The sequence below is a fragment of the Acinetobacter sp. R933-2 genome, assembly GCF_030325485.1.
Classification (GTDB): domain Bacteria; phylum Pseudomonadota; class Gammaproteobacteria; order Pseudomonadales; family Moraxellaceae; genus Acinetobacter; species Acinetobacter sichuanensis.
Genome location: NZ_JACAIJ010000004.1, coordinates 171,321 through 197,350, shown reverse-complemented (window position 1 = coordinate 197,350; position 26,030 = coordinate 171,321). Strand labels below are relative to the sequence as shown.

Annotated in this window: 19 protein-coding genes; 8 read left to right on the top strand and 11 right to left on the bottom strand. The window is 35.7% G+C overall.

Annotated elements, in window-relative coordinates; all coding sequences use genetic code 11:
* Positions 1–27: 27 nt before the first annotated feature.
* Positions 28–411, bottom strand: a complete 384-nt coding sequence (locus HX005_RS06485) for an SCP2 sterol-binding domain-containing protein (protein ID WP_286376716.1) — start codon at positions 409–411, stop codon at positions 28–30.
* Positions 412–632: 221 nt separating this feature from the next.
* Positions 633–1,541, bottom strand: coding sequence for a tRNA 2-thiocytidine(32) synthetase TtcA (ttcA, locus tag HX005_RS06480; RefSeq protein WP_107007049.1), 909 nt, complete (start codon positions 1,539–1,541; stop codon positions 633–635).
* A gap of 489 nt (positions 1,542–2,030) precedes the next feature.
* Between ttcA and HX005_RS06475 the strand changes: the two genes are divergently transcribed.
* Together HX005_RS06475 and htpX are read left to right on the top strand one after the other, a co-directional pair.
* Positions 2,031–2,912, top strand: a complete 882-nt coding sequence (locus HX005_RS06475; RefSeq protein WP_286376715.1) for a lytic transglycosylase domain-containing protein — start codon at positions 2,031–2,033, stop codon at positions 2,910–2,912.
* Positions 2,913–3,167: 255 nt separating this feature from the next.
* The gene (gene htpX / locus HX005_RS06470; protein WP_107007047.1) at positions 3,168–4,073 is read left to right on the top strand and encodes a protease HtpX; all 906 of its coding nucleotides are present in this window, start codon (positions 3,168–3,170) and stop codon (positions 4,071–4,073) included.
* Positions 4,074–4,179: 106 nt separating this feature from the next.
* Here the strand turns inward: htpX and HX005_RS06465 are convergent, their stop codons facing one another.
* The 3 genes from HX005_RS06465 to HX005_RS06455 all read right to left on the bottom strand — a co-directional run bounded on the left by HX005_RS06465 (position 4,180) and on the right by HX005_RS06455 (position 9,462).
* Positions 4,180–4,770, bottom strand: a complete 591-nt coding sequence (locus HX005_RS06465; RefSeq protein WP_286376714.1) for a DUF4112 domain-containing protein — start codon at positions 4,768–4,770, stop codon at positions 4,180–4,182.
* A 102-nt stretch (positions 4,771–4,872) separates the two neighbouring features.
* Positions 4,873–6,225 (bottom strand): magnesium transporter, encoded by a 1,353-nt coding sequence (mgtE, locus tag HX005_RS06460; RefSeq protein ID WP_286376713.1) that lies wholly within the window; start codon positions 6,223–6,225, stop codon positions 4,873–4,875.
* Positions 6,226–6,363: 138 nt separating this feature from the next.
* Entirely contained in the window at positions 6,364–9,462 is a 3,099-nt protein-coding gene (locus HX005_RS06455) for a multidrug efflux RND transporter permease subunit (protein WP_286376712.1), read from the bottom strand.
* Positions 9,463–9,712: 250 nt separating this feature from the next.
* Here HX005_RS06455 and HX005_RS06450 point away from each other — a divergent pair, with 250 nt between their 5' ends.
* The gene (locus tag HX005_RS06450; protein WP_286376711.1) at positions 9,713–10,867 is read left to right on the top strand and encodes a glycerophosphodiester phosphodiesterase; all 1,155 of its coding nucleotides are present in this window, start codon (positions 9,713–9,715) and stop codon (positions 10,865–10,867) included.
* A gap of 128 nt (positions 10,868–10,995) precedes the next feature.
* Positions 10,996–11,370 carry a diacylglycerol kinase gene (locus HX005_RS06445; RefSeq protein WP_107007042.1) on the top strand — a complete coding sequence of 125 codons (375 nt, stop codon included), beginning with the start codon at positions 10,996–10,998 and terminating at the stop codon, positions 11,368–11,370.
* A 372-nt stretch (positions 11,371–11,742) separates the two neighbouring features.
* Here the strand turns inward: HX005_RS06445 and HX005_RS06440 are convergent, their stop codons facing one another.
* Complete coding sequence (locus HX005_RS06440) at positions 11,743–15,645, bottom strand: YadA-like family protein (RefSeq protein WP_286376710.1); 3,903 nt, start codon at positions 15,643–15,645, stop codon at positions 11,743–11,745.
* Between the two features lie 358 nt (positions 15,646–16,003).
* Between HX005_RS06440 and HX005_RS06435 the strand changes: the two genes are divergently transcribed.
* The gene (locus HX005_RS06435) at positions 16,004–16,366 is read left to right on the top strand and encodes a hypothetical protein (RefSeq protein ID WP_286376709.1); all 363 of its coding nucleotides are present in this window, start codon (positions 16,004–16,006) and stop codon (positions 16,364–16,366) included.
* 332 nt (positions 16,367–16,698) lie between these two features.
* Here HX005_RS06435 and groL read toward each other — a convergent pair whose 3' ends face one another.
* The 4 genes from groL to HX005_RS06415 all read right to left on the bottom strand — a co-directional run bounded on the left by groL (position 16,699) and on the right by HX005_RS06415 (position 20,576).
* The gene (gene groL / locus HX005_RS06430; RefSeq protein WP_286376708.1) at positions 16,699–18,333 is read right to left on the bottom strand and encodes a chaperonin GroEL; all 1,635 of its coding nucleotides are present in this window, start codon (positions 18,331–18,333) and stop codon (positions 16,699–16,701) included.
* A gap of 71 nt (positions 18,334–18,404) precedes the next feature.
* A complete protein-coding gene (locus tag HX005_RS06425) occupies positions 18,405–18,695 on the bottom strand; it encodes a co-chaperone GroES (protein ID WP_107007039.1) in 291 nt (96 codons plus the stop codon).
* Between the two features lie 203 nt (positions 18,696–18,898).
* Positions 18,899–19,657 carry a metallophosphoesterase family protein gene (locus HX005_RS06420; RefSeq protein ID WP_286376707.1) on the bottom strand — a complete coding sequence of 253 codons (759 nt, stop codon included), beginning with the start codon at positions 19,655–19,657 and terminating at the stop codon, positions 18,899–18,901.
* On the bottom strand, positions 19,638–20,576 hold the full coding sequence (locus tag HX005_RS06415; RefSeq protein ID WP_286376706.1) for a diacylglycerol/lipid kinase family protein: 939 nt from the start codon (positions 20,574–20,576) through the stop codon (positions 19,638–19,640). Before HX005_RS06415 ends, HX005_RS06420 begins: the two co-directional genes overlap by 20 nt.
* Positions 20,577–20,983: 407 nt before the next feature.
* Here HX005_RS06415 and HX005_RS06410 point away from each other — a divergent pair, with 407 nt between their 5' ends.
* Both HX005_RS06410 and HX005_RS06405 read left to right on the top strand, forming a co-directional pair.
* Complete coding sequence (locus HX005_RS06410; protein WP_286376705.1) at positions 20,984–22,816, top strand: phosphoenolpyruvate carboxykinase (GTP); 1,833 nt, start codon at positions 20,984–20,986, stop codon at positions 22,814–22,816.
* Between the two features lie 138 nt (positions 22,817–22,954).
* A complete protein-coding gene (locus tag HX005_RS06405) occupies positions 22,955–23,659 on the top strand; it encodes a hypothetical protein (RefSeq protein ID WP_286376704.1) in 705 nt (234 codons plus the stop codon).
* Between the two features lie 52 nt (positions 23,660–23,711).
* On the opposite strand, the gene glpD is transcribed toward HX005_RS06405, so the two are convergent.
* Entirely contained in the window at positions 23,712–25,232 is a 1,521-nt protein-coding gene (gene glpD, locus HX005_RS06400) for a glycerol-3-phosphate dehydrogenase (protein ID WP_286376703.1), read from the bottom strand.
* Positions 25,233–25,565: 333 nt separating this feature from the next.
* Between glpD and HX005_RS06395 the strand changes: the two genes are divergently transcribed.
* Positions 25,566–25,994 (top strand): hypothetical protein, encoded by a 429-nt coding sequence (locus tag HX005_RS06395; RefSeq protein WP_286376702.1) that lies wholly within the window; start codon positions 25,566–25,568, stop codon positions 25,992–25,994.
* Positions 25,995–26,030 lie beyond the last annotated feature (36 nt).

The window sequence follows — 26,030 nt, the reverse complement described above, 5'->3', positions numbered from 1 at the left end:
GTAAGCTTTTTTTTGCTTTAACGCAGCTTAAGCTGTTTGCTCAAGTACACGCTTGAATAAATCTTTTTGCTCTTGGCTTGGTTTAGCCGTTTGTAATGCCATCAACTGAGACATATCACCTTGAACTTTGATTTTACCAGTCATGAATGCTTGCATTGCAGCAGCCATATCAAACTCTAGGAATACTTTACGAAGTGTTTCGCCATCCATATTCAAAGTTGTTTTTGCATTTGGAGATAAACCTTTTACAATTTTACCGCCATCTAAAGATAATTCAGTATTACCATTATCATCAGCAACCACAAGGTTAATTGCAAGATTTGCCAATGCAGGTGGTAAATTCAGATCACCAGCTTCAGCAGTCAATTTTTCTACAGTTGCAAACCAATCATCAGTTAAAAATGCAGGCATGTTCATTCCTCAAAATTATTTATTCATTTATCGTGTTGTCTATCCAAACAACATCATGAAGCATTTCGCTTGTTAAAGGTTATAACACGATAATTTCTATTTGGGCTAAAGTTTTTTGTACTGGTTATTCTATTTTTATTGATTTTATCGTTTTATTTTTATAAATCAGGCACTCAAACGAATATGAATGCCCTTTTCGATCAATTTATTAGCAAAAAAGATCAATCAGCAGCAAAGCTTAAATTTACTACATCCAAACGGTTTTTCATTTCTTCAGTGTCACATTTCATATCAAACTCACGCTCTTCATCTAATTTTTCAAAATCAAATAAGTCACGATCTGCAAGTTGTGATGGCGAAACGTTTTGTAAAGCACCAAAAATACTATGTAAACGTTTTGGATATTTTTGATCCCAGTCACGTAACATATCATTTAAAATGGCACGTTGTAAGTTTTCCTGTGAACCACATAAGTTACATGGAATGATTGGGAATTTACGCATTTCTGCATATTTAATAATATCCTTTTCTTCAACATAAGCCAAAGGACGAATCAAAATATTCTTTTTGTCAGATGACAATAATTTTGGTGGCATAGCTTTTAAACTACCACCATGAAAGAGGTTCAAGAAAAAAGTTGCCAAAATATCATCACGGTGATGACCTAATGCCACTTTTGTTGCACCAATTTCTTGTGCGAAGCCATATAACGAACCACGACGCAAACGAGAACATACTGCACAATACGTTTTACCTTCTGGCGTTAAACGTTTTGTAATGCTGTAAGTGTCTTTTTCCAAAATATAATATGGAATGTTATTTTCTTCCATATAACGTGGTAAAACATCTTCAGGAAAGCCTGGTTGCTTTTGATCTAAGTTGACCGCAACCACATCAAAATTAATCGGTGCAATACGTTTAAACTGCAACAAGATATCTAGTAATGTGTAGCTGTCTTTTCCTCCAGATACACAGACCATGACCTTATCACCTTCTTCAATCATTTTAAAATCACGAATGGCGTGACCTACCTGACGACGAAGTTTTTTTAATAAACGATAATAAGCTGAACTTGTAGGAAGCTCTGGTTTGAAATTAAATCCTTGATCAGACTCAATTGGCGAGTACATAGAGGAGAATTACCCATAAAAAAATGCTGCCTGATTTTAGCCGATTTGCGTTTATATAACATCTAAAGATTTTTGTTTTTTACAATTATGCGATTTTGTCATTCATCTGTCTTATAGCAAGGTATAAAATAAGCAGTCATGGTTAAATATTCGCCCAAACGCTTATCTTTTGGACTTTTCCACAGTTTTCCACAAAAGCTGTGGATAAAACTGTGGATTGTTTAGGGCTTGACAAAGGGTAGCGCCGAATAAATGGAGCTTTTATTTAAATTGATCATTTTTTAATCAACTATTTTTTTGAATATTTTTCAATACCTTACAATAGTCAAGTGATCTTTAAATAAAAAAAATTAATTTTTTTTTTGCTTAAATGCAGATCAAATAGCACTTGATTTTTTCTATTTGCCTTGATAAAAATCAATTCAAGGTTTTACTTCATGATGAACTTTGTTAAACTCCAAAAGAATTGGGGAAAAATATAATATTACAATGAAAAATTTCATCCGCAGATCTACTTTTTTATTAGGTTGCATCAGTTTTAGTGTATTTACGTCATCAAGCTTTGCTGGGCAAATTTATATTTATAAAGACCAACAAGGAAGTACTTTACTGACCAACAAAAAAAGTTCAGATAGCTCATTACAAAAAGTGAAAGTCACTTATTATCCAGACAGTAATATTCACAGTTATAGCAACTGGGGAAGCTCTGAAGCATCCGTTTTACCAAGCTATAACCGTAATAAAAATGCATATGACCATATTATTCAACAAGCCGCAGCAACACATGGTGTTTCTGAAGGTCTAATTAAAGCCGTCATGCATACCGAATCTGGCTTTAATGCAAATGCACGCTCACCTGTAGGTGCTCAAGGCTTGATGCAATTAATGCCAGCAACTGCACGCCGTTTTAATGTTTCTAATTCTTATGATCCTCAACAAAATATTTTCGGTGGTGCTAAATACCTCAGTTGGCTGATAAAACGCTTTAAAGGTAATACCAATTTAGCCCTAGCAGCCTACAATGCTGGTGAAGGTAATGTTGATAAATATGGCGGTATTCCGCCATTTCGTGAAACACAAGATTATGTAAGACGTGTTTCAAGTCGTTATAATAATTTGTATTCAAATGGAACGGGCTTAAGTGCTAGCACGAGTTCAACCAGTAATAGCAACAATAATACAGCACCTCAAGGTCAAGTGATCGCCCAATCCAACAACTACAATTCAAACAGTGAAGCAACGGTTACAACACCTAAATACCCACAACGACAGATTATTGTTGCAAGTGATGGTACTTTTACTGATGCTCCTGCGGGTTCTTATTCGACCAATAATGCAACAGCTTCTGCACGCATCTATATATCCAATTAAAAACTGTGTTTACAATGATTTCTTAAATAAATAATCTAAAAATAAAAGTATTTCTCTTGATAAGAGAAATACTGAAAAATAGTCGAATTATTTTGACTATTTTACTAACTTCACTCTACTCATTGCAGAATCAAAGCAAATTAATGGGTATAGATTTTTTCAATTCTTCTTGAATTTTCACATATTAATCCTCATATTCCCCATAGGTTTATAATTTATAAATCACATTATTTTATTATTATGAGGATGTTCTCGATGATGCGGATTGGTTTGTTTTTGCTTACCAACCTCGCGGTACTGGTTGTAGCTGGCATTATCCTATCTGTTTTAGGTGTTGGTAGTTACCACGGCGCTGGCGGTCTAAACTTAGGCAACCTAATGGTTATCTGTTTTGTCTTTGGTATGGTGGGTTCTCTCATCTCACTGTTCATGTCTAAATGGATGGCGTTAAAAACAACAGGTACAGAATTAATTGATCCTAATGCTCCACGTAATCAAGCTGAAGTCTGGTTACTCCAAGAGGTTGCTCAACTTTCTCAACGCGCTGGTATTCAAATGCCAGATGTAGGTATTTTCCCATCTTATCAATCTAATGCTTTTGCAACGGGTTGGAACAAAAACAATGCGCTTGTTTCTGTTTCATCTGGTTTATTAGAACGTATGAATAAAGATGAGTTACGTGCTGTTATTGCACATGAAATTGGTCACGTTGCAAATGGTGACATGGTCACTCTATCTTTAATCCAAGGTGTAGTGAATGCCTTTGTCATGTTCTTTGCTCGTGTTGTTGGTGACTTTATCGACCGTAATATTTTTGGTCGTGAAGATGGTGAAGCTCCAGGAATTGCATATTTTGTCATTACGATTGTATTAGATATTGTCTTTGGTATTTTAGCATCTGCGATTGTGATGTGGTTCTCTCGCCACCGTGAATATCGTGCGGATGAAGCAGGTGCACGTTTAGCAGGTAAAGAAGCGATGATTTCTGCTTTACTTCGTTTGCAATCAGAATCAGAAATGCCTGATCAAATGCCTAAAGAAATGAAAGCCTTTGCCATTACTGAAGGTAAAGAACAAGGCTTTAGTTTAGCTGCATTATTTCAAACACATCCTAGTATTGAACAACGTGTCGCTGCCTTACGTCAGTTGAATGTACCATAATTTAATCACTACGTTCCAAAATTTAACAATAAAGCCTTAACTTATTGAGGCTTTATTTTTTTCAACAACTCAAATATTTTCCAATCTATTCAATTTATTTAAGATTTTATGCTGAATGTGCTTTCCACGCTTGATACCAATCCCACAGCATAGTTAAACCCAACCACATTGCCAAGCCAATCATGATTAAGACAAATATGCCTAAAAGATCAGGAATATGTAACCAAAACCAAGCCACGACAGGATTACGCCAAAATGCCGAATTTTGTTGTTTTTGTTCTAGACGTTCATGTAAAAATGGATGAATCACATGATCTTCTGTTTTAATTTGATATTCAGTCTGAATATGCTCATGCACAACATCTAAAGCTTTACGGCTAGGACGGATAAAAATATCAAATACTGTCCCCACAACTGGCACAAAACCGACAACCGCATCCATTACAGCCAATTTCATCACACCATTTAATTTCGTTTGTGGTACACCCAATTGCTTCGCTTTATAAATCGCATAGCAGGTCAATACAAACCCAGCAACATCACCTGCAACAGGAATTGTACTCAGTGCGGCATCAGCTCCTACCCCCTGCTTAGTAAATGGAATACGTACAACAGAATCCATCATATTGGCAAATTTGGCTAAATCACGTTCAAGTCGAATGACTTCTTGAGTTGATAGTTTTTTTTCTGTGCTCATATTTGAGTAATAACCTAATCCAAATCTTACATTAAAATCATAACGATTAAATTCCGTATATTGTGTATGAATTTAATATTTAACTTTCAATTTTATCTATGTTTATACAGCAACTTGCCCCAGCAAAATAGACGCTATAAATAAGTAGACAATTACACCTGTCGCATCACAAATAGACGTGACTAACGGTGCTGAAGCACTTGCAGGATCAAGTTTTAAGCGATTTAAAATAAAGGGTAAACTCATTCCAATCAAACAGCCTAATAAGACAATCCCCATCATACTCAATGCTAGAACCAATGCGACCATTGCATCACCTCGGATATAACCCAAAATAGACACAGCAAATGCCATCGTGCCGCCTAGACATAGAGCCACTAAAGTTTCGCGTCCAATTAAATACATCCAATCCTTTAATTGTACATCTCCCATTGCAAGCGCACGTACCATTAAAGTTGCTGATTGAGAGCCTGCATTTCCTCCACTGCCCACCAATAAAGGCAAGAAAAACACCAAAACAATATTGGCTGAAATAATATCTTCAAAGTGTGAAATCCCAATTCCAGATAACAAACTACCAAATACCAAAATCACCAACCAAAATACGCGTTTTTTATATAAGAAAAAAATGGGAGCAGTTTTAATGCTCATTTTGGGTGAACTACTGACCGCGCTAGATTTTAAAAAATCCTCCGTCATTTCTTCTTGTGCGACATCCATCGCATCATCATAGGTGACGATTCCTAATAAATGTTGCTCATCATCTAAAATAGGCAATGCAATAAAATCATAATGACTAAGTTTTTGCGCAATACTCTCTTGATCTTCATGTACTGCCCCCACCACCAAATCAGTCGTCATAATATCTGCTATGCGCTTTGTAGGTTCCGCTAAAATAATTTCACGTAAAGACACCACGCCCAACAACTTTGAGGCTTGATCTACAATATAAATAAGATATAAGGTTTCACGGTCAGACGCTTGCTGACGAATCTGTTCAATGGCTTGTGGTATTGTCAAATTTGGTGACAAAGCCACAAAATCTGAACTCATTATTGCCCCTGCTGACTCTTCAGCATATTGAGCAAGTTGTTGAATTTGTTGTTGTATCTGAGGGTCTAATTGAGCATATACTTCATTTTTTAAGTTTTTAGACAATGCTTTAAATAAATCTGTACGATCATCCGAATGCATTTCAGAAATTAATTGTACTAACTGAGATGTCGGTAATTGCTCTGCAATCTCAAGCTGCTGCTCTAAACTTAAAAATTCAAAAACATAAGCTGCATGTGGTAAATATTCAATTAATTTTACTTGAACATCAAAGCTTAATGTTGCCAATACATCAGCAAGATCCGCATGATTGACCTGTTTAATTAAACGCTTAATCTCCTCAATATTATGATCTTGAATGGCTTGTTCTAAATTAACAATAAGTTGAGAAGATAATTGCATACCGATAATACTCATTATTTTGCTATATCATAAAATGCTCGCTTTTGGTAAAGCAAACAAATTCACATAAATTGATGATAAAAGCAAAAATTGCCCATCAAAGTGAGCAATTTTTAAAATTTTATCGTGAAAAATTGATTATGTTTTTGCTTTTAACTTAAAAATTGAACGTACCATAACATACATAAATGGAATAAAAACAAGAACTAATACCGTACCAAAAATAACACCACCTAAAACACTCACACCAATTTCTTGGCGACTTGCTGCACCTGCACCAAAAGCAAAAACCAGAGGTACAATACCCGCACCAAATGCCAGTGAAGTCATTAAAATTGGGCGTAAACGAAGCCCTGCTCCTTCTAAAGCAGCTTGTACAACACTTTGCCCTTTTTCTTGAGCTAATGCAGCAAACTCAACAATTAAAATGGCATTTTTGCACGATAGACCGATTGTAGTGAGCAGTGCAATTTGAAAATAAATGTCATTTGGAAAACCAGCAAAATAACTAAATAAAATATTACCGCCAATTCCTAAAGGAATAGCACTCATCACTGCTGTTGGAATAGACCAACTTTCATAAAGTGCTGCTAAGCATAAAAAAATAAAACCAATCGAGACTAAATATAATAATAATGCCTGATTACTCGTTTGCTTTTCTTCAAAAGCAACACCACTCCATGCCAAATCTACACCCGAAATTTGACTGACTTGATCATCAATTTCTTGCATAGCTTGACCTGTACTTGATGCTTTTGCCTTATCTGCTTCTAGCTCCAATGCAGCATAACCATTAAAACGATTAACAACTTCAGGTGCGCCTGACCAACTGACCTCAGAAAAGCTACTAAATGGCACCATTTCATTCAAACTATTACGCACTGACCAATACTGTAAATCTTCAGGTTTGGCACGATAAGGAGCATCCCCTTGCATAATGACTTTTTTAATCCGACCACGATCAATAAAATCATTAATATACTTACTTCCCAACGCTGCTGACATGGTGCTATTAATATCAGTAAGCGACAAATTTGATGCCATTGCTGCTTTTTGATCAATTTTAACTTGTAAATTTGCTTTATCAGGTAAGGCTTTTTTATCTAAATTTTCATAATGCATCGCATGTTGTGATGTTTCTTTTAAAGCATTAAATTTCTGTGCTAAAGCATCACGACCTTGCCCATCAATATCACGAAACCAAACTGCAATGCCATTGGTATCTCCTAAACCATTCACCACAGGAGGCATATTGATCATCACTGAAGCAGCTATACTGCTTTTACGAAAATATTGACTTGCACGCTCACGAATAGCCGTTGCACTATTTGCTTGACCTGTACGCTCATCCCAAGGTTTTAACTTAACAAAACCTTGTGCTAAATGTTGTCCCGTTCCTGCACGATTACGCCCATAACGTAACATCACCAAATCAACATTTTCTTTTTCATGCTCTAAAAAGTAACGTCGAACATTTTCACCAACCTCAATCGCTTTAGACATTGGTGCATTATCTTGTAAAGTAATTTGTAAGCTTAGTGTGCCTTGATCTTCACTAGGTAAATAGCTCGTTGGTAAAGCTTTATAAATTAATGTAAAAGTACCAATTAAACCTATAGCAATAACTAAAGTGATTAATTTATGTTGAATCGTTATTTGTGCAATAGCAATATATTTATTTTTTATAGTCTCTAAAAAATTATTAAAACGCACCGCCCAACGGTAAGGTTTTGCAGTCGGTTTTAACATCAAAGAACATAATGCAGGTGTTAAAATCAATGCCACAGCCAATGAAATTGCCATAGCGGTCACCAGCGTCACTGAAAACTGCCGATAAATTACACCTGTAGAACCGCCAAAAAATGCCATTGGAACAAATACAGCTGTTAAAACTAGTGTGATCCCAATCAAAGCACCACTGATTTCCTGCATAGACTCAATAGAAGCTTGTTTGGCATCCAAACCCTTTTCATGCATTAATCGCTCAACATTCTCAACAACAACAATGGCATCATCAACCAACAAACCAATCGCCAAAACCAAAGCAAATAAAGTTAAAGTGTTGATACTCATTCCAAAAACATATAACACAGCCATCGTGCCTAACAACACAACTGGTACAGTCATTGCTGGAATTAAAGTCGCTCGCCAATTTTGTAAAAAGAGAAACATCACAATAATGACCAGCAAAATCGCCTCAAATAAAGTTTTAACGACTTCTTTGATGGACTCTTGCACAAAAGGTGTGTTGTCACGAGGATAGACCAGTTTATAGCCTTGTGGTAATTGCTTAGATAAATGCGTAACTGTTTGCTCAATCAATTTCGACGCTTCTATCGCATTCGCCCCTGAGGCTAAAGAAATTGCCATTCCAGCAGAAGGAAAACCATTAATCGTGTTATAAGCTTGATAATTTTCAGCACCAATTTCAACACGTGCTACATCTTTTAAATAAACAAAACCGCCTGATTGAGTCGATTTCACAATAATGTCATTAAATTCTTCAACCGTTTTTAGGCGTGTCCCTGATGTGACTTTAGCACTTAAATACTGTGTTTCTGCTGTTGGTAAATCACCAATTCCTCCTGCTGCTACTTGAGTATTTTGTGCTTCTACAGCTTTTTGAATATCACTAGGAATTAACTTATATTGTGTGAGTTTATTGGGATCTAGCCAAATACGCATCGCAAATTGTGAACCAAAAACATCTACTTCACCGACCCCTTCGACTCGCGCTAACTCAGATTCTAAATGTGCAGACAAATAATCTGATAGCTCAATATTATTACTACGACGACTTTCATCATATAGCCCAATCACCATATGAGTATCGCCTAACGATTTAAAAACATTAACACCTTGCCGTTGAACATCTTCTGGCAAACGATTAATCACACTATTAATCGAGTTTTGAACCTGAACTTGTGCTGTATCAGGATCTGTACCATTTTCAAAACTAATATTAATTCGACTACGCCCCGTCGAATCACTACTTGAACTAAAGTAAAGTAAATGATCTAAGCCTTTGATTTGTTGTTCTAAAACTTGCGTTACACTTTCTTCAACTGTTTCTGCATCTGCTCCCGAATATGTTGTACTAATCGCAATACGTGGTGGGGCTATGTCAGGATAACGCTCAACGGGCAAATTTAATAATGCAAAAAAACCAATTGCCATCACGAAAATAGCAAGAACAAAAGCAAAAATTGGACGAAAAATAAAAAATTTTGAGAGCATCAGATTAGATTCTGTATCAGATAAATATAAAGGTGTAATGTCTTTATAATGAAATCCATTTATATGGATATTCTGTGACTTAACTAAAAAAAACAAGAACTAATAACAGAAAAACTGCGCTTAAAGTGAAATAAGAAGAAAATATGTAGAAACTTAAAAATTATCTTTTGTAACTCAAAATACTTTTTCATTATTCTGCAAAAAAGATCGAGCACATTGCAATGACACAAACAAAACAATAGAGCGAATCATGATTAAAAAAACTGTACTGAGTTTCAGCCTTTTAGCAGCATTAACCGCATGCAATGATGACAATGATGATGACTATTCATCACCTCCTAAAACCGAGTATCAAGAACCTAAAATCATTATTGTAGGACATCGTGGCGCAAGTGCTTTACGTCCTGAGCATACTTTAGCTTCATATCAAAAAGCGATTGATGATGGTGCAGACTTTATCGAACCTGATCTCGTATCAACAAAAGACGGTGTTTTAGTTGCTCGTCACGAAAATGAAATTGGCGGCACATCAAATATCAGTACACTTAGTCAATTTGCCGACCGTAAAAAAACCAAAATTATTGATGGTACATCACTGACAGGTTGGTTTACCGAAGATTTTACTTTAAGTGAATTAAATCAAATTAAAGCACGTGAGCGTATTCCTAAAGAACGCCCAGCAAATACTCAATATAATGATCAATTTGCCATTCCAACCTTAGAGCAAATCATTGAACTTGCTGATCAAAACTATAAAAAAACAGGTAAAATTATTGGTTTATATATAGAAACTAAGCATCCAACTTATTTCCAAAAACAAAATTTGGCGATGGAAGATACGTTACTCAAAACATTAGCAAAATATGAATATACACGTGATATTGCCCCTATTTATCTACAATCATTTGAGGTCAGCAATCTAAAATATTTAAAAGACCAGCTTACACTACATAAAAGTTTAAAACATGCGAAAATCATCCAACTTTATGATGAAAAAACTGCACAACCTGCTGACTTTAAAGAACAAAAAAACCAAACTACTTATGCAGACATGGCAACAGCACAAGGTTTAAAAACAGTCTCGTTATATGCAGATGGTGTTGGACCATGGAAACCTTATATTTTTAATGACACATTTACTGCACCTTCAGACTTTGTTAAAAATGCGCATGCTGTCAACTTAAAAGTTCATCCTTATACCTTCCGCCCTGAAAATCATTTTTTAGCACCAAATTTAAAATGTAGCCAAGCAGAAATTGATGCTGCTCAGCGTTGTGAATCTGGTGCAGAAAAAGAGTTTGAAATGTACTTTAAAGCAGGCGTTGATGGCGTATTTACCGATGATCCTGCTTTAGGACGTAAAGCCTTAACGAACTATCAAAAAGCGAATCCATCTCTCAAATAATCTATTTTGCTCAATACATCAAATCGTATTGAGCAATTTTTCCTTTTAAAAGCCAGTAAAATTCAAATTAATGCTCATTTAAGCTTAAACTATGATAATTCAAACTATTCTTATTATTTTCCAAACTTATGAGTCTCTATTCTCCCCAAAAAGGTAAAACTGGTTTTAAACGCATCCTAAATGCAACAGGCTATTCTTTAGCTGGATTTAAAGCTGCTTACCAAAATGAAGCTGCTTTTCGGCAAATTATTTTTTTAAATATTATTCTTATTCCAATCACTTTTTTTTTAGATATTAGTGCTATTGAACAAGCATTAATGGTTGCTGTCTGCCTCTTTGCTATTATTGTTGAATTATTTAATTCGGCACTAGAGGCTGTTGTAGACCGTATCTCTTTAGAGCAACATCCACTTTCAAAAAATGCAAAAGATATGGGGAGCGCAGCACAGTTTGTTGCTCTGTCTATTATTTTTAGTACATGGTGTATTATTTTATTTTTATAAAAATTTTGATCCCATTTTCCATTAAAATCTAAACGTCTGATAAATTTAGAACTTAACTAAACAGCACTATCACACAAGACATGGATGTCACCGTTGAACGAAGCTGATCTAAATATCTTACGAAACTTAGCCTTTCATTTTTAATAAAGAATTTTTTATTGTCTTGCAGAATATCTTCTTTCTTTAAAATGAGGCACCATCTATACAAATGAATGTGAACCTTGCAATACAGATTGAGAAAATACCAAACAATAGTCTTACCCAATTTATTTGGCAACAAAAATATATTTAAAAAAAATCAATGAATTATTTTTATCCATAAAAAATCCCCGCATGAAGCGAGGATTTTTTTATTTTAGATGAAAAACTTAATTATTTGCCACCAAATACGTAAGATACACCAATTCGACCGCCAACTTCGCTACCACCAGCAACACCGATTGCACCACTTAGAGATGTACGACCATCACCAAATACTGTAGTTACACCTAAAGCACCTGCTGATTCACCTTCATAGTGACCTACACCACCAAACACAGCAAACTGACCTGGTTGGATATTAGGAACTGGTTGTTGAGCAGCTAATGCAATTGCGATACCACGATAAGCGGTTGATTCAACATCATCTACACGACGATTCAAATCAGATGCAAATGAACGAACTTGCCCCATATTTGCAGCATCAGAGTCAACAACACCATTTGCAACATTACCGATTACTTTATTACCAGCATTTAAGCCTTTATCAGCATTGATCGTAACATCACCAACTTTGATTTCACCAGCTTTAATTGAAGTAGAACCTACAACTGTAGTTGTTGCTTTACCAGCAGCATCTGTTGTAATTTTTTCTTCAGTTAATGTAATACCTTGAACATTATCTACACGAGTTTCAGATTTTGCTGTAGAAGTTTTGTCCGCTGCAACTTTAGTTTCAGTACGATTAATAGTATCTGACTCAAAAGTATTGAACTTATCTGCTACCGAAGTTTGTGTTTTAGCAACTACAGTTTTTCCACCATCTGCTGCCGTAATCGTTTCAGAGCCATAAACTTTTGCAGTAGCACTTTCATCTGTACGTTGGGTTACATCGCTACCACGTGTAATACTAATATCTGTCGTTTTACCGTCAGTACCAGTTTGTTTTAATGCTTCTGTACGCTCAGAAGTATTTGTTTGTTTCACATCTTGTGATGCCAACAAGCCCATATCTGTGTTATTTACAACATTATGTGCTTTCGTTGCTTGCGTGTATGTATAACCAGACTTGTCTTTGTTACTTACTACAGTTTCAAAATTAGACTCAGCTTTTTTCTCTGTTTCAATTTTTTGATCTGCTTGATATATAAGATCTTCAGCCTTAGCAGAACCTTTAGATGCTGTTGTTCTAGCATCTGTTACAACTTTTTCAGTTCCATTAGACTCTGTAATTGTTGAACTAGTTAATGCATTTTTACCTTCTTGGTAATTTACAGCAGTTGTTTTTGCATTGTCAGTATATTCATACGTCTCTGCAACAACAGCTTCACCTTTCGCATTTAGCTCATAAGTTTTTCCACTGCCTTCTTGTGAATTTGTTTTTACAGAATCACGATATTTATCACTTTGACCATGATTATAAAGTGTTACATCATCTGTAGACTTATTCGTTTGAGTAACAACAGTGCCATCTTTATAAGTATCTTTTAAGCTAGAAGAAGCTTGTTCAGATTTTTTATAAGCTACAGCACCTGTTTGATAAACATTTTCATCTACCTTTTTAGCACCAGTTGTTTCACGAACAGCTTCAATTGATGCAGTTTTAGGTTCTTGACGTGAAACCACATCTCGACCTAATTCGTCTTTAGCAAGAACACCATTCGTTGCTGATAAAGCTTTACCATCTTCGTCTACGCCATAATATGGTGTATTTACAAGATCAATAAGACCTGATTCTTTTTTAGATGCGTTTGCATTCGTTGCAATTGTACGATCAAGAGTATTCTTACCTTCAGCATATTGTGTTGCTGCAAGCGAACTATCAGATTTGTCATACGCAGTAACATTACCCTTCGCATCTGTAGACTGATTGTTTTTTGCTGCTGTAGAAGTAGAACTCCACACTTTTTCTTGACCAGCTTGATATTGCTGTAAAGATGCTTTACCTGAACTTGACTCAGTATCTACACCCAATACAACTACATTACCTTTTGAATCTAGTTCATAGTTCGTATGTGTACTTTCTTTATTATATGCTTGTGTTGTTTCACGATCTAAAGCATTTTTACCAGTCGCATATAACTTAACAGTTTCTTCTTTTGATCCCTTGCTTGAATCATAAACGATTTTGCCATCTTTTGATGTCGTTGCACTTTCATTTGATTCTTTTGCATTTAAATCATAAACAGTAGTATTGCTATGATCTACATTTTCTTTATAGTCATGAGATGATTTGCTAGTAACAACTGTAGCTACTTTGATATCTTGTGTTTCATCACCTTTACCATTCGTAAACGTAACTTCACTACGAATATCATTACCATCTAGATCTTTACCAAGTACAACATAATAACGTTGCTTACCATTTTCATCTTTCCAAGATTGAATCTGGTCTTCTGTGATCTCTTTACCTTGGTTAAGTACAATGTGTCCATTTATATCATTAATTTGGATATTATTAGTTGAACCAATTTGGTCATTAATTGAATCTTCAATAGTTAGAGCAACAGTACCCGCTTTAAATGTCGACTCACTGCCTGGCTTAGTTACAATTGAACCAACATTTTTAGTTCCTAACTGCTTGCTGTCAAACGTTGCTTGATCAACTAACACACGGTTAACTTCAATATTTTCTTGTTGGCTACGTTTATAGTCAGCAGAATCATTTGAAGTCGTTTTAGTATGTGCTACGAAACCATCAGCATAAGTTTTAGTTTCGCTAGATGATGATTTATCAACAGATTTTTGTACTGCTGAATCTGTATAACGTGTAGAGCCGCCATTATTCAAGATTTCATAATCTTTACCTTGGTTTTTACCAGCCGTATATTGTGTTGGCTGGTATTCTGAATCAAAACTTTCATTTGATGTTTCAGTTGCAGTTGTAAATGCTACAGTTGGTTTACCATTGGTTAAAACATACTCACCTTTAGCATTTTTAACAAATTCACGATTTGTTAATTTTGTCGTAGAACTTGAAGAACGTTCAAAAGCTAAATTACTTAAACCATCTTTATATTCTTTATTCGAGTCTGAAGAAGTCGAATTATTTACATAATTAAAGTTATCAAGTAATGAAGTTGACGTTTGTTCTGTTTTAGATGTTGAACTTTCATCTACTTTTAATGCAGCAACATCATCATAGCTTGTACTTTTGTCTGTAAACGCTGTTTTAGTATTAACAACTTTAGACTCATCTAAAGACTTCTTGTCAGCACTTAAGCTATAACCTGCAACTTCACCTTTCTCATTATGAGCATAATCAGTATTTACTGTTTCAGAAGTTACACTGTTTTCAGAAACTGAAAGACGACCAGCTGTATCTTGGCTTACATTTTTTCCAGCTGTGTTAACTTTTGACTTAAAGTTAATATCACTAGTATTTGTTTCACGTGCCACAGTACCAGTACTAATAAACTGTCCTGCGATTTCTTTACCATTCGCATCACGTTTTGCTTCAGATTTTAAATCTGTAACTTTAGTTTGTGATTCACGAGACGTTGCACGTGCATCAGCTGATGTGTAAGCTGTATTTACAGTTTTATTATAATAACTTTGTTTGATTGCATTATTTACTTTAGCTAAGTCATCAGCACTGAATTCAAAAGAACTATCTTTTGTACGTTGTTCAGAATCTTTAACCTCTGCACCTTTATCATTTAGCTGCACACGTGTATTTGCAGTACGAGTTACTAAACCACTTTGTTGAGTATTTTGTGAAATCACTTCTGAACGGCTGAGTTGAGTATTTGCATCAGTAACTTTGTCATTGGTTGTCGTACTTGATGTCGCTACTTCACCTTTACGTGTTTCTGTATAAGCATATTGTTGATAATTAACACCATTATCTTCAACTTTTTTACCAGCCACTTTTGCAGTAGCAGATTCAATTTTATCACTATTCGCTATTTCAGTTGTTAGTGGATTGCCTTTGGTATCTACAGTACCACTTGTTTGATCATATGCCCCTAGTTTTGTATCCGTTGCTGGACGATAGCTATAATCGGCAGCGATTGTTGCGCTAGATAAAGTTGCAATTGCAAGTGCAAGTGAAGTTTTTTTCATTACTAATTTCATATATAAATCCTGCTGAATACTTTTATATCAACGTTGTTCAAGCACATATAACTTCTAATAAGTATTTATTGTAGAAGTTAGACATTTTTTGTTTCCCATGGAGGATTCTAATATTGCTTTATATTTTTATCAATCAAAACTTGATGGAATATTTAAATATTACTTGATATGTGGTTTTTATTTTCTTATATCTTTATAAGTTAAATATCTAATTAACAATAAGTTAATATTTTCAAATAGTTTTTTATCTTTTTGTATACAAATCTTGGTTTTTTCATCTTATGTTCTTATAATTAAAAAAGTTTTTATTTTACAAATATCTCCTAACGTATATTTTTAAAGGATTTTTCACTTGATTATGGATAAAATTAATGAAAAAAAAGCATTTAGTGAACGACTAAAATCAAGTCTAGAGAACCTTAATTATTCTTGTGGTCCCACTTTCTTATGTAGAGAATTTAACCTACGTTATTCAGGTTCACCGATTAGTACACAAACAGCACATAATTGGTTAAATGGAAATGCTATCCCTAGCCAAGAAAAACTACAAATTTTAGCAGTATGGTTACAGGTGAGTAGTGAGTGGCTAAGATTTGGACAGCAATCTTCTGAATTTTCAGGTAGCCAACACATGTACCTTTCATCTATTGATGCTAAATTTCAGCGACTTGCTCCAAAACAACAGCAGCTCATTATGGACTTAATTGATAGTTTACTGTAAGACTTTCTATTTTTGATTCCCGTAGCTGTAACTTTAAGTACATATTTTCCGACTCCAATTTCTTAATTTTATTTAAGTTCTCAACAATCATTGCATATAAATGTTTTAATTCATCTTTATGAATTGTGGTTAATTGATCATTATCTTTAAGTGAGTTCAAGTGGCACCTCTCTTTTTTATTATTAAATTAAAAAATTCTTAAAATTTCCTCTACAAATTAAATCAAATTTTGATTTACTTCAAGCTTTTTTATTAAACAATACCTTTTAAGTATGCATAAAAAATCCCCGCTAAAAGCGGGGATTTTTTAAATCAATGGTTGTGCTGATGAATTACATCATGCCGCCCATACCACCCATGCCGCCCATATCAGGCATAGCTGGTTTATCTTCAGGAATATCAGTGATCATTGCTTCTGTAGTCAACATCAAACCAGCAACAGATGCAGCATGTTCAAGTGCAGAACGTGTTACTTTGGCTGGGTCAAGAATACCCATCTCAAGCATATCGCCATACTCTGAAGTTGCAGCGTTATAACCGAAGTTACCTTCACCATTTTTCACTGCATTGATCACAACTGAAGGCTCATCACCTGCGTTTGCAACGATTTGACGAAGTGGCGCTTCAATCGCACGACGTAAAATATTTACACCTACGTTTTGATCATCATTTGCACCAGTTACGCCGTCAAGTGCTTTTGCTGCACGTACAAGCGCAACACCACCACCTGCAACCACACCTTCTTCAACCGCAGCACGCGTTGCATGAAGCGCATCATCAACACGGTCTTTTTTCTCTTTCATTTCAACTTCTGTTGCAGCACCGATTTTGATCACTGCAACACCGCCTGCCAATTTAGCAACACGTTCCTGTAGTTTTTCTTTGTCATATTCTGAAGTTGATTCTTCGATTTGCGCACGGATTTGAGTTACACGCTCAGCAATTTGATTTGCATCACCTGCACCATCAACAATTACAGTGTTTTCTTTAGACACTGTGATTTTGTGTGCTGTACCTAAATCTTGAAGAGAAGCTTGCTCTAAAGTCATGCCCACTTCTTCAGAAATTACAGTTGCGCCAGTCAAGATTGCGATGTCTTGAAGCATAGCTTTACGACGATCACCAAAACCAGGCGCTTTAACTGCACATACTTTGATAATACCGCGCATGTTGTTCACAACAAGTGTTGCCAATGCTTCGCCTTCAACATCTTCAGCGATGATTAAAAGCGGTTTACCTGTTTTTGCAACAGCTTCTAAAACTGTAATCAATTCACGGATATTGCTGATTTTTTTATCAACAAGCAGAATGAATGGGTTTTCAAGTTCAGCAGTCAAAGTATCTTGTTTGTTGGCAAAGTACGGGCTGATATAACCACGGTCAAATTGCATACCTTCTACAACGTCAAGCGCATCTTCAAAGCCTGAACCTTCTTCAACTGTGATTACGCCTTCTTTACCAACGCGTTCCATTGCTTGAGCAATGAGTTTACCAACAGTTTCGTCAGAGTTTGCAGAAATCGAACCCACTTGTTCAATCGCTTTGGTATCTGACGCAGGTTTAGCAGTTGCTTTGATCTCAGCAACCAATGCTTTAACTGCAAGGTCGATCCCGCGTTTTAAATCCATTGGGTTCATACCTGCAGTTACAGATTTGATCCCTTCGTTTAAGATTGCTTGCGCAAGTACAGTCGCTGTCGTTGTACCGTCACCCGCGATGTCATTGGTTTTTGAAGAAACTTCACGAACCAATTGAGCACCCATGTTTTCGAACTTGTCTTTTAAAGTGATTTCTTTAGCAACAGTTACACCATCTTTAGTGATGTGCGGCGCGCCAAAAGAACGGTCAATTACAACGTTACGACCTTTAGGACCTAAAGTTACTTTTACTGCATCTGCAAGTGTATTTACACCCGCAATCATTTTTGAACGCGCTGAATCACCAAATTTTACATCTTTAGCTGACATGCTAAACTCCAAATATTTTTAAATTTTTAACAATTTGATTTGTTTAAAAAAGCCACAATGAACTGCGTAAATTAGCCTTCAAGTACCGCTAAAATATCTGACTCTTTCATGACTAGAAGTTCTTCGCCATCTACTTTCACTTTAGTACCAGCATATGCACCAAATAATACGTTATCGCCTACTTTTACATCCAAAGCACGTACACCATTGTCAGTAATTTTGCCGTTACCTACAGCAATGATTTCACCTTGAGCTGGTTGTTCAGCAGCTGAAGTACTCAAGATTAAACCACCCGCAGTTTTAGTTTCCTTTTCTACACGGCGAATGACTACGTTTTCATGTAAAGGACGAATCTTGCTCATTTCTAACTCCATAGACATTAAATAATGTCATTGATTACGAGGTGAAGATGACTTCTTATTCCTAGGTCATCGACAAATTTTTGATATGACACTTTTGTGGGGATGGAAATAATTGCTTCAAGGGGAAAGCTAAAAAAAATTTCAAATTTTGTATTATTTTTAGGCAAGCACATGCATTTTTATCATTCATCAAGCATAAACAATTATTTTTTGGGCACAAATACCTGACTCATTTCATCAAAAAAATAATGTTCAAATGAGCCATCACAATGAATCACATTAAAACTATTTGGCATATTTTTATGCAATCGCTTAGAAATCGCTGTTCCTGCATGTACTTCATAAACAGGTTGTTGCAAATCTAGTTCAAACTCTCGATTAATATCGTAGACTGCAACTAAATGTAAATGCCCATGTAATAAAGCATAGAGTTGATGTTGTCCCCATTCCTTAATGGCAAACTTTCCTAAGCTTGGACAATCTTTTAAATGATGATTTTCATTTGAAGTATAAAAGGGTTGGTGACTAACAATAATTTTTAATTTGTTCTGTGGTGCTTTTTGTAAGATTTCATCCACATGTTGAATTTGTTCAAGTGAAATATGCCCACGGGTATGATAACGACGGCGAATACTATTCATGCCTATCAAATAAAAATGTTCCGTTACTAAAGTATTTTCTAGGCTACCAAAAAATAATTGATATAAACCAAATGGGCTAAAGACCCGATTCCACAGTTGATAAAGTGGAATATCATGATTACCAGGTACAACGAAATATGGAATTTTTAAACCATCTAAAAACTGGCGACAAGCTAAAAATTCTTTAAATTTCGCCCGTTGGGTTAAATCCCCACTGACGACCACAACTTCAGGTCGTTGCTCTTGGCAAAAAGTTTGAATTGCTTGAATACATTCCTGCCGCTCAGTGCCAAAATGTAAATCAGACAGATGCAATAACATGAGGCACCATAATATTTAATGCATTTTTTTCAACATGTAATTTTAACGGAGTTGACATACTCACAATCTCACCATCTACAGCAACAGTCAGTTTAGGCTTTTTTGAATAGACAATGACCCTTTGCGCACCAAAACTATACACATCAGCTGCTTGTTCTAATTTACCTCGTATGGTTTGCAATAAAGTTTTAAATAAAGTGACCTTATCGCCCTTAGCAAGAACAACACCTGCGATTTCTCCAACTGCTGCACATTTTGAGATTTTTAAATTCAACTCTTTAAGCTGCAACTGATTATTTCCAAAGAAAATTAAAGGTGTTTTCACTGGATATTTTTGCCCATCCACCTCTATTTCTAGTTTTAACTCTTTACGATCTCGAATTAAAACATCCAAACCTGAAGTATACGCATTTAAAGGAAAGCGCCCAAAACGACGATTGTATTCTTCACGTTTTTTAATAAATAAGGGATACAGTCCTAAGCTTGCATTATTTAAATAAATTTGATCATTAATACACGCCACATGCGATGCTCGTGGTTCACCTGTGACAACGACCGTTGCAGCTTCAAGTAAATCAAGTGGAATGTTTAAAACTCTTGCCACATAGTTGAATGTTCCCATGGGTAAAATTCCCATCGGAATAGTTTGGTGCAACATTTGCGAAGCAACGGCATTTAATGTGCCATCTCCTCCTGCTGCAACAATCACACCTTGATGCATATATTGCTGATGACGCTGAAAGACTTTTTTCATTAAACTTTGAATGTTTGGCTCAGATGAAATATCAAAAACTTGGATTTCAAAGCCATGTGATGTCCAAATTGTCATCATTTGTTCATAAATATCTTCTTTTTTATTCGCATGAAACCCAGATTTTTCGTTATAAATCATGGAAAGTGGTTTAAGTTCAGTTGACATAAGTTTGATTATTTTGAAGTATTTATTCTAATTTCGCTGATTTTATAAACAATTAAAAGCAGCTTTATGTAAAATTCAAATTATGATCATTCATTTAATCAATAACAATTGAAAGTTGAATAAAATTCATAAACATTTGTTAATTATTACTATTTAAAATAAAAATAATATACATAATTTTAAAAAATGTGTTTAGATTACCCATACTTATGGCTTATACGGCTTATTTATCAACAACTTACAAGATGAAGTAAATAAAGTATCTTTTACGCCTTTAGTCTTATTTTTTTCATGAATATATGCTTTAATACAGCCACTTTTTTTCATACTTAAATCTAGATGGAATATCCGTCCATTTAGATTGTTTTTTGTACACAAAATTGTACACATTTAAGATAGGCCTCACCATGACCCAAGTGAACGCACCAGAATTCGTTCGTCATCCCAAGCTCATCGCATGGGTTGAAGAAATTGCTAAATTAACTAAACCTGCAAAAATTGAATGGTGTGACGGAAGCGAAGAAGAGAATCAACGTTATATCGACTTGATGATCGCTAACGGCACTATGCAAGCTTTGAACCAAGAAAAACATCCTGGTTCTTATTTAGCGAATTCTGATCCGTCCGACGTAGCGCGTGTTGAAGGTCGTACATACATCTGCTCTGAAAAACAAGAAGATGCTGGTGCGACTAACAACTGGGAAGCTCCTGCAGAAATGCGTGTTCGTCTTAACGGTTTGTTTGATGGCGCAATGGAAGGTCGTACTATGTACGTTGTTCCTTTCTCTATGGGTCCTTTAGGTTCTCATATTGCGCATATCGGTATTGAATTAACTGACTCTCCTTATGTAGCAGTAAGTATGCGTAAAATGGCTCGTATGGGCAAAGCTGTTTACGATGTACTTGGTACAGATGGCGAATATATCCCTTGCGTACATACGGTTGGTGCGCCACTTGCTGAAGGTCAAAAAGATGTTGCTTGGCCTTGCAACCCAGAAAAATATATCGTGCATTATCCAGAAACTCGTGAAATCTGGTCTTTCGGTTCAGGTTACGGCGGTAACGCATTGCTAGGTAAAAAATGCTTAGCGTTACGTATTGCATCATCTATGGGTCGTCAACAAGGTTGGTTAGCTGAACACATGTTAATCTTGGGTGTTACAAACCCTCAAGGTGAAAAACATTACATCGCAGCTGCATTCCCTTCTGCTTGTGGTAAAACCAACTTTGCAATGTTGATTCCACCAGCAGGCTATGAAGGTTGGAAAATTGAAACTGTAGGTGATGATATTGCTTGGATCAAACCAGGTGAAGACGGTCGCTTATATGCAATCAACCCTGAAGCTGGTTTCTTTGGTGTAGCGCCTGGTACAAATACCAAAACTAACCCGAACTGTATGGCAACACTTCATAAAGATGTAATCTATACCAACGTTGCTGTAAATGACAACGGTGAAGTATGGTGGGAAGGTCTTTCTAAAGAAGCACCTGCTAACCTTACTAACTGGAAAGGTCAACCACATACTGGTGAAGAAAAAGCAGCTCACCCGAATGCGCGTTTCACAGTTTCAGCAGGTCAATGTCCTTCTATTGATGCTGACTGGGAAAATCCAGCAGGTGTACCTATTTCTGCGTTCATCTTCGGTGGTCGCCGTGCCGACACTGTGCCTTTAATCTCAGAAGCTTTTGACTGGGTTGATGGCGTTTATAAAGCTGCAACGATGGGTTCTGAAACAACTGCTGCTGCTGTTGGTCAACAAGGTATTGTTCGTCGTGATCCATTTGCGATGCTTCCATTTGCTGGCTACAACATGGCTGACTATTTCTCTCATTGGTTAGAGCTTGGTGAACAAGTTGCTGCTAAAGCTGAAGCTGCTGGCAACAAACTTCCAGGTATCTACAATGTAAACTGGTTCCGTCGTGATGCTGAAGGCAACTTTGTATGGCCTGGTTTTGGTCAAAACATGCGTGTTCTTGAGTGGATCATTGACCGTTGTGAAGGTCGTGCAACGGCTGTAGATACTCCAATTGGTCGCGTTCCAACTTTTGAACAGTTAAACTGGACTGGTTCTGACTTCACTAAAGAACAATTTGATCTTGTAACTTCACAAGACAAAGATCAGTGGATCAAAGAACTTGAAAGCCACACTGAATTGTTCAACAAACTTGGTGAACGTTTACCAAAAGCGCTTAAAACTCGTCAAGACGAACTTTTAGAGGCGGTTAAGAAATCTGCTTAATATAAAGCAATAAAAAAGGTCACTTCGGTGACCTTTTTTTTACTAAAAACTCTCTATTTACTTACATAATTATGATGGAGAAATGCCTCATTTTTCCGTATAAAAGGCCCTACATCAACAACAATATCCATCATTACAATGTTAGAAGAAATTACTACAATACACCCCTATTTAACGTTATTACCAGACAATGAAGCTGTTTTTGCACCAAAAAGTGCATTTTTAGCCAAGCACTTACTTCCTCTGATTTCAATTGATTTATCTGTGGTCAACCCAAAATGGCAAGGCAAAATTCATTTGATTAATCCAATAGAACCTTATGAATGCTATATAGGTAGTGAAACCACAGAATTTGCAGATGAATTTACCAATGAAAATTGGTTTATTTTACAATTAAATGATGAAAATCAGTATGAATGGCTTGGCAACCCCAACTACTTCCAACTTGAAAATCCTGATTGTGATGAAGAGTTAAAGCAACATAGCCAAGAGATGCATCAAGACTATTTAGAGCTTAAAGCACGCTTTAAAGAAACAGGGAAAATTATTACATCCTCATCAATTCAATATAATAGCACTTCAACAGCAACACTTTTAGATCAACTTGGTGGTGAGGTCGATTATGGAAATTGGTGTAGTCCAATTGATCAACACTTTGACTTAAAATGTATTAATGAGGATACAGATGAACAAGAAATACACCTATATGATCAACAAGGTCAACGCTATTATTTTATCGCAGGTGTTGCAGGTTGGGACTATTGCTCGCACGGTGCAGATTGGATTTTAATGTTCTATCAACCTGAAACCAAACGGGTTTTATTTACCTTTGATTGGACTTAATTCATTCTCATTTATTTAAAAAAGAGGTCAGCAAATTACTGACCTTTTCATATTATGCGACATCTTTTTGCAATCTTCTTTCATGCAAGTCAAGTAAATATTCATCCAAAGCTTGCATCTCACTGTCACCAAATTGCAAATACAGCTTTGTTCTACGTTTTAAAATATCTTCACTTGTGACCGCCCATTCATATTCAACCAAATAGTCAACTTCTTGCGCATACAAGCCATGCCCAAAGTCTTGTCCTAGTTCGTAAACTGAAGACACATGATTTAAAAACCTCCAAACCCGTGTGCCATAAGCATGCGCCCATCGACTTGTTGTTTCAGCATCAATACCGATAATTTTATTTTCAATCTCAGTACTCAACACATCAATTGAGATTAAATTTTCAGCACCCGATAATAATGCTTTTTCTGTCCATGATTTCCCCAATTCTGGAAAAAACTTTTTTAAATGCTCCATCGCAGATTCAGCCAACTTACGGTACGTCGTTAATTTACCACCAAAGACCGATAGTAATGGTGCTTCATTTTCATGATCTTGTGATAATGACAAAGTATAGTCACGTGTAATTGCAGTAGGATTATCCGACTCATCATCACATAATGGGCGTACACCTGAAAATGTTTGAATAATATCACTTTGCGTTAACTGCATTTTAAAATGATCATTAGAAACATCTAATAAATAGTCAATTTCTTGTTGAGTAATTTCCACCTGATTTGGATCACCCGTGTATTCACGATCTGTTGTACCCAGCAAGGTATATTTCCCTAAATAAGGAATCGCAAATACGATACGTTGATCATCATTTTGCATGATAAATGCTTTATCACCCTGATAAATTTTAGGCACAATAATATGGCTGCCTTGAATCAAGCGAATGCTATATTGTGATTTTAAATTTAAATCCTGTTGAATAAACTTGGCCACCCAAGGTCCTGTTGCATTGACCAATACTTTAGCTTGTATTTGGTAAATACCCTGTATATTTTCCAGCTCAACAATCCAAAAACCATCTTTACGCTGTGCTGATTTACAACGTGTTTGTGTAACAATTTTTGCTCCCTGTTCTCGTGCTTGAATGGCATTTAAAACCACAAGCCGTGAATCATCTACAGCACAGTCTGAATATTCAAAACCACGTGTTATTTCATTTTTTAGTGGGCTATTTTCAGGCTTAAATTGCACGACCTGAGAACCTTCTAGCTTTTCTCTTTTCCCTAAATGATCATAAAAAAATAAACCTGTTCGAATCAACCATGCAGGACGTAAATGAGGTTGATGCGGCATGATAAATCGCATTGGGCGGATAATATGAGGTGCTTTAACCAACAAAATCTCACGCTCTGCCAATGCTTCATGCACCAACCGAAACTCTTTATATTCAAGATAACGCAAACCACCATGAATAAGCTTACTACTCGCTGAAGAGGTATGACCTGCTAAATCATCTTTTTCACATAAAAAAACTGATAAGCCACGCCCTGCCGCATCATTTGCAATACCAACACCATTAATCCCACCACCAATGACACACAAATCATAAACCGTTAAATTATCTTGCATATAATTCTCCCAAGCTGCACATGATGGTTGAGTTGCTTTTCGTAAAATTTAAATTCACATATTTTTAAAGCTCATTTTTACTTTTAATTTAGTTTAAAAATGCTGCATTTTTATAAAAAATGCAAACTAGTTTTAATCTATATCAAATATTTTTATAACATCATCATTTAAAATCAGTGAAATATGCATGATTTATAATTTATTTTCTAAAATAGAAAAAAAGAATGAAAAATTTAGAAAAAAATTAACTCAATTGAACAAGCAAATCAGTCATCGTTTAATTGATAGAGCTATGGCATACTTAAAACAACAACAGTGTGGAATTAACTAAACATGAAAAAAATTGGATTATTGGGTTTAGGATTTGTTATTTTAGGGTTAGCAGCTTGTCAAACCACACCACGCCAATTTAATGGTGTAACAGGTTACCAAATCGAAAACCAAAGTGAAAATTCCGCAACTCTTGCATACACATTAGCAGGGCGAGCAAATCAACAAATTGATGCCGACAAATTACAACGTGCTTGTCAAAAAGTTTTAGGCTTAAATAAAACATATAAAATTTCAGTTTTAAGCACCAATAAAATCGCCAATCCTGCCACTGAATCTGAAGAAAAATATGGTGTTCAATTAGGACATTCACGTACATCTTTAGGCTTATCTAACACACAAAGTGTAAATAGCAGTGAAAATTATGCGACACGTCAAGCACTTGAAACACGTCCAAGCACTTTACATGTCGTACGTTATACCTGTTCTTAATTGTTTATTGAATGTTTGATATAAAATAAGGCGCGA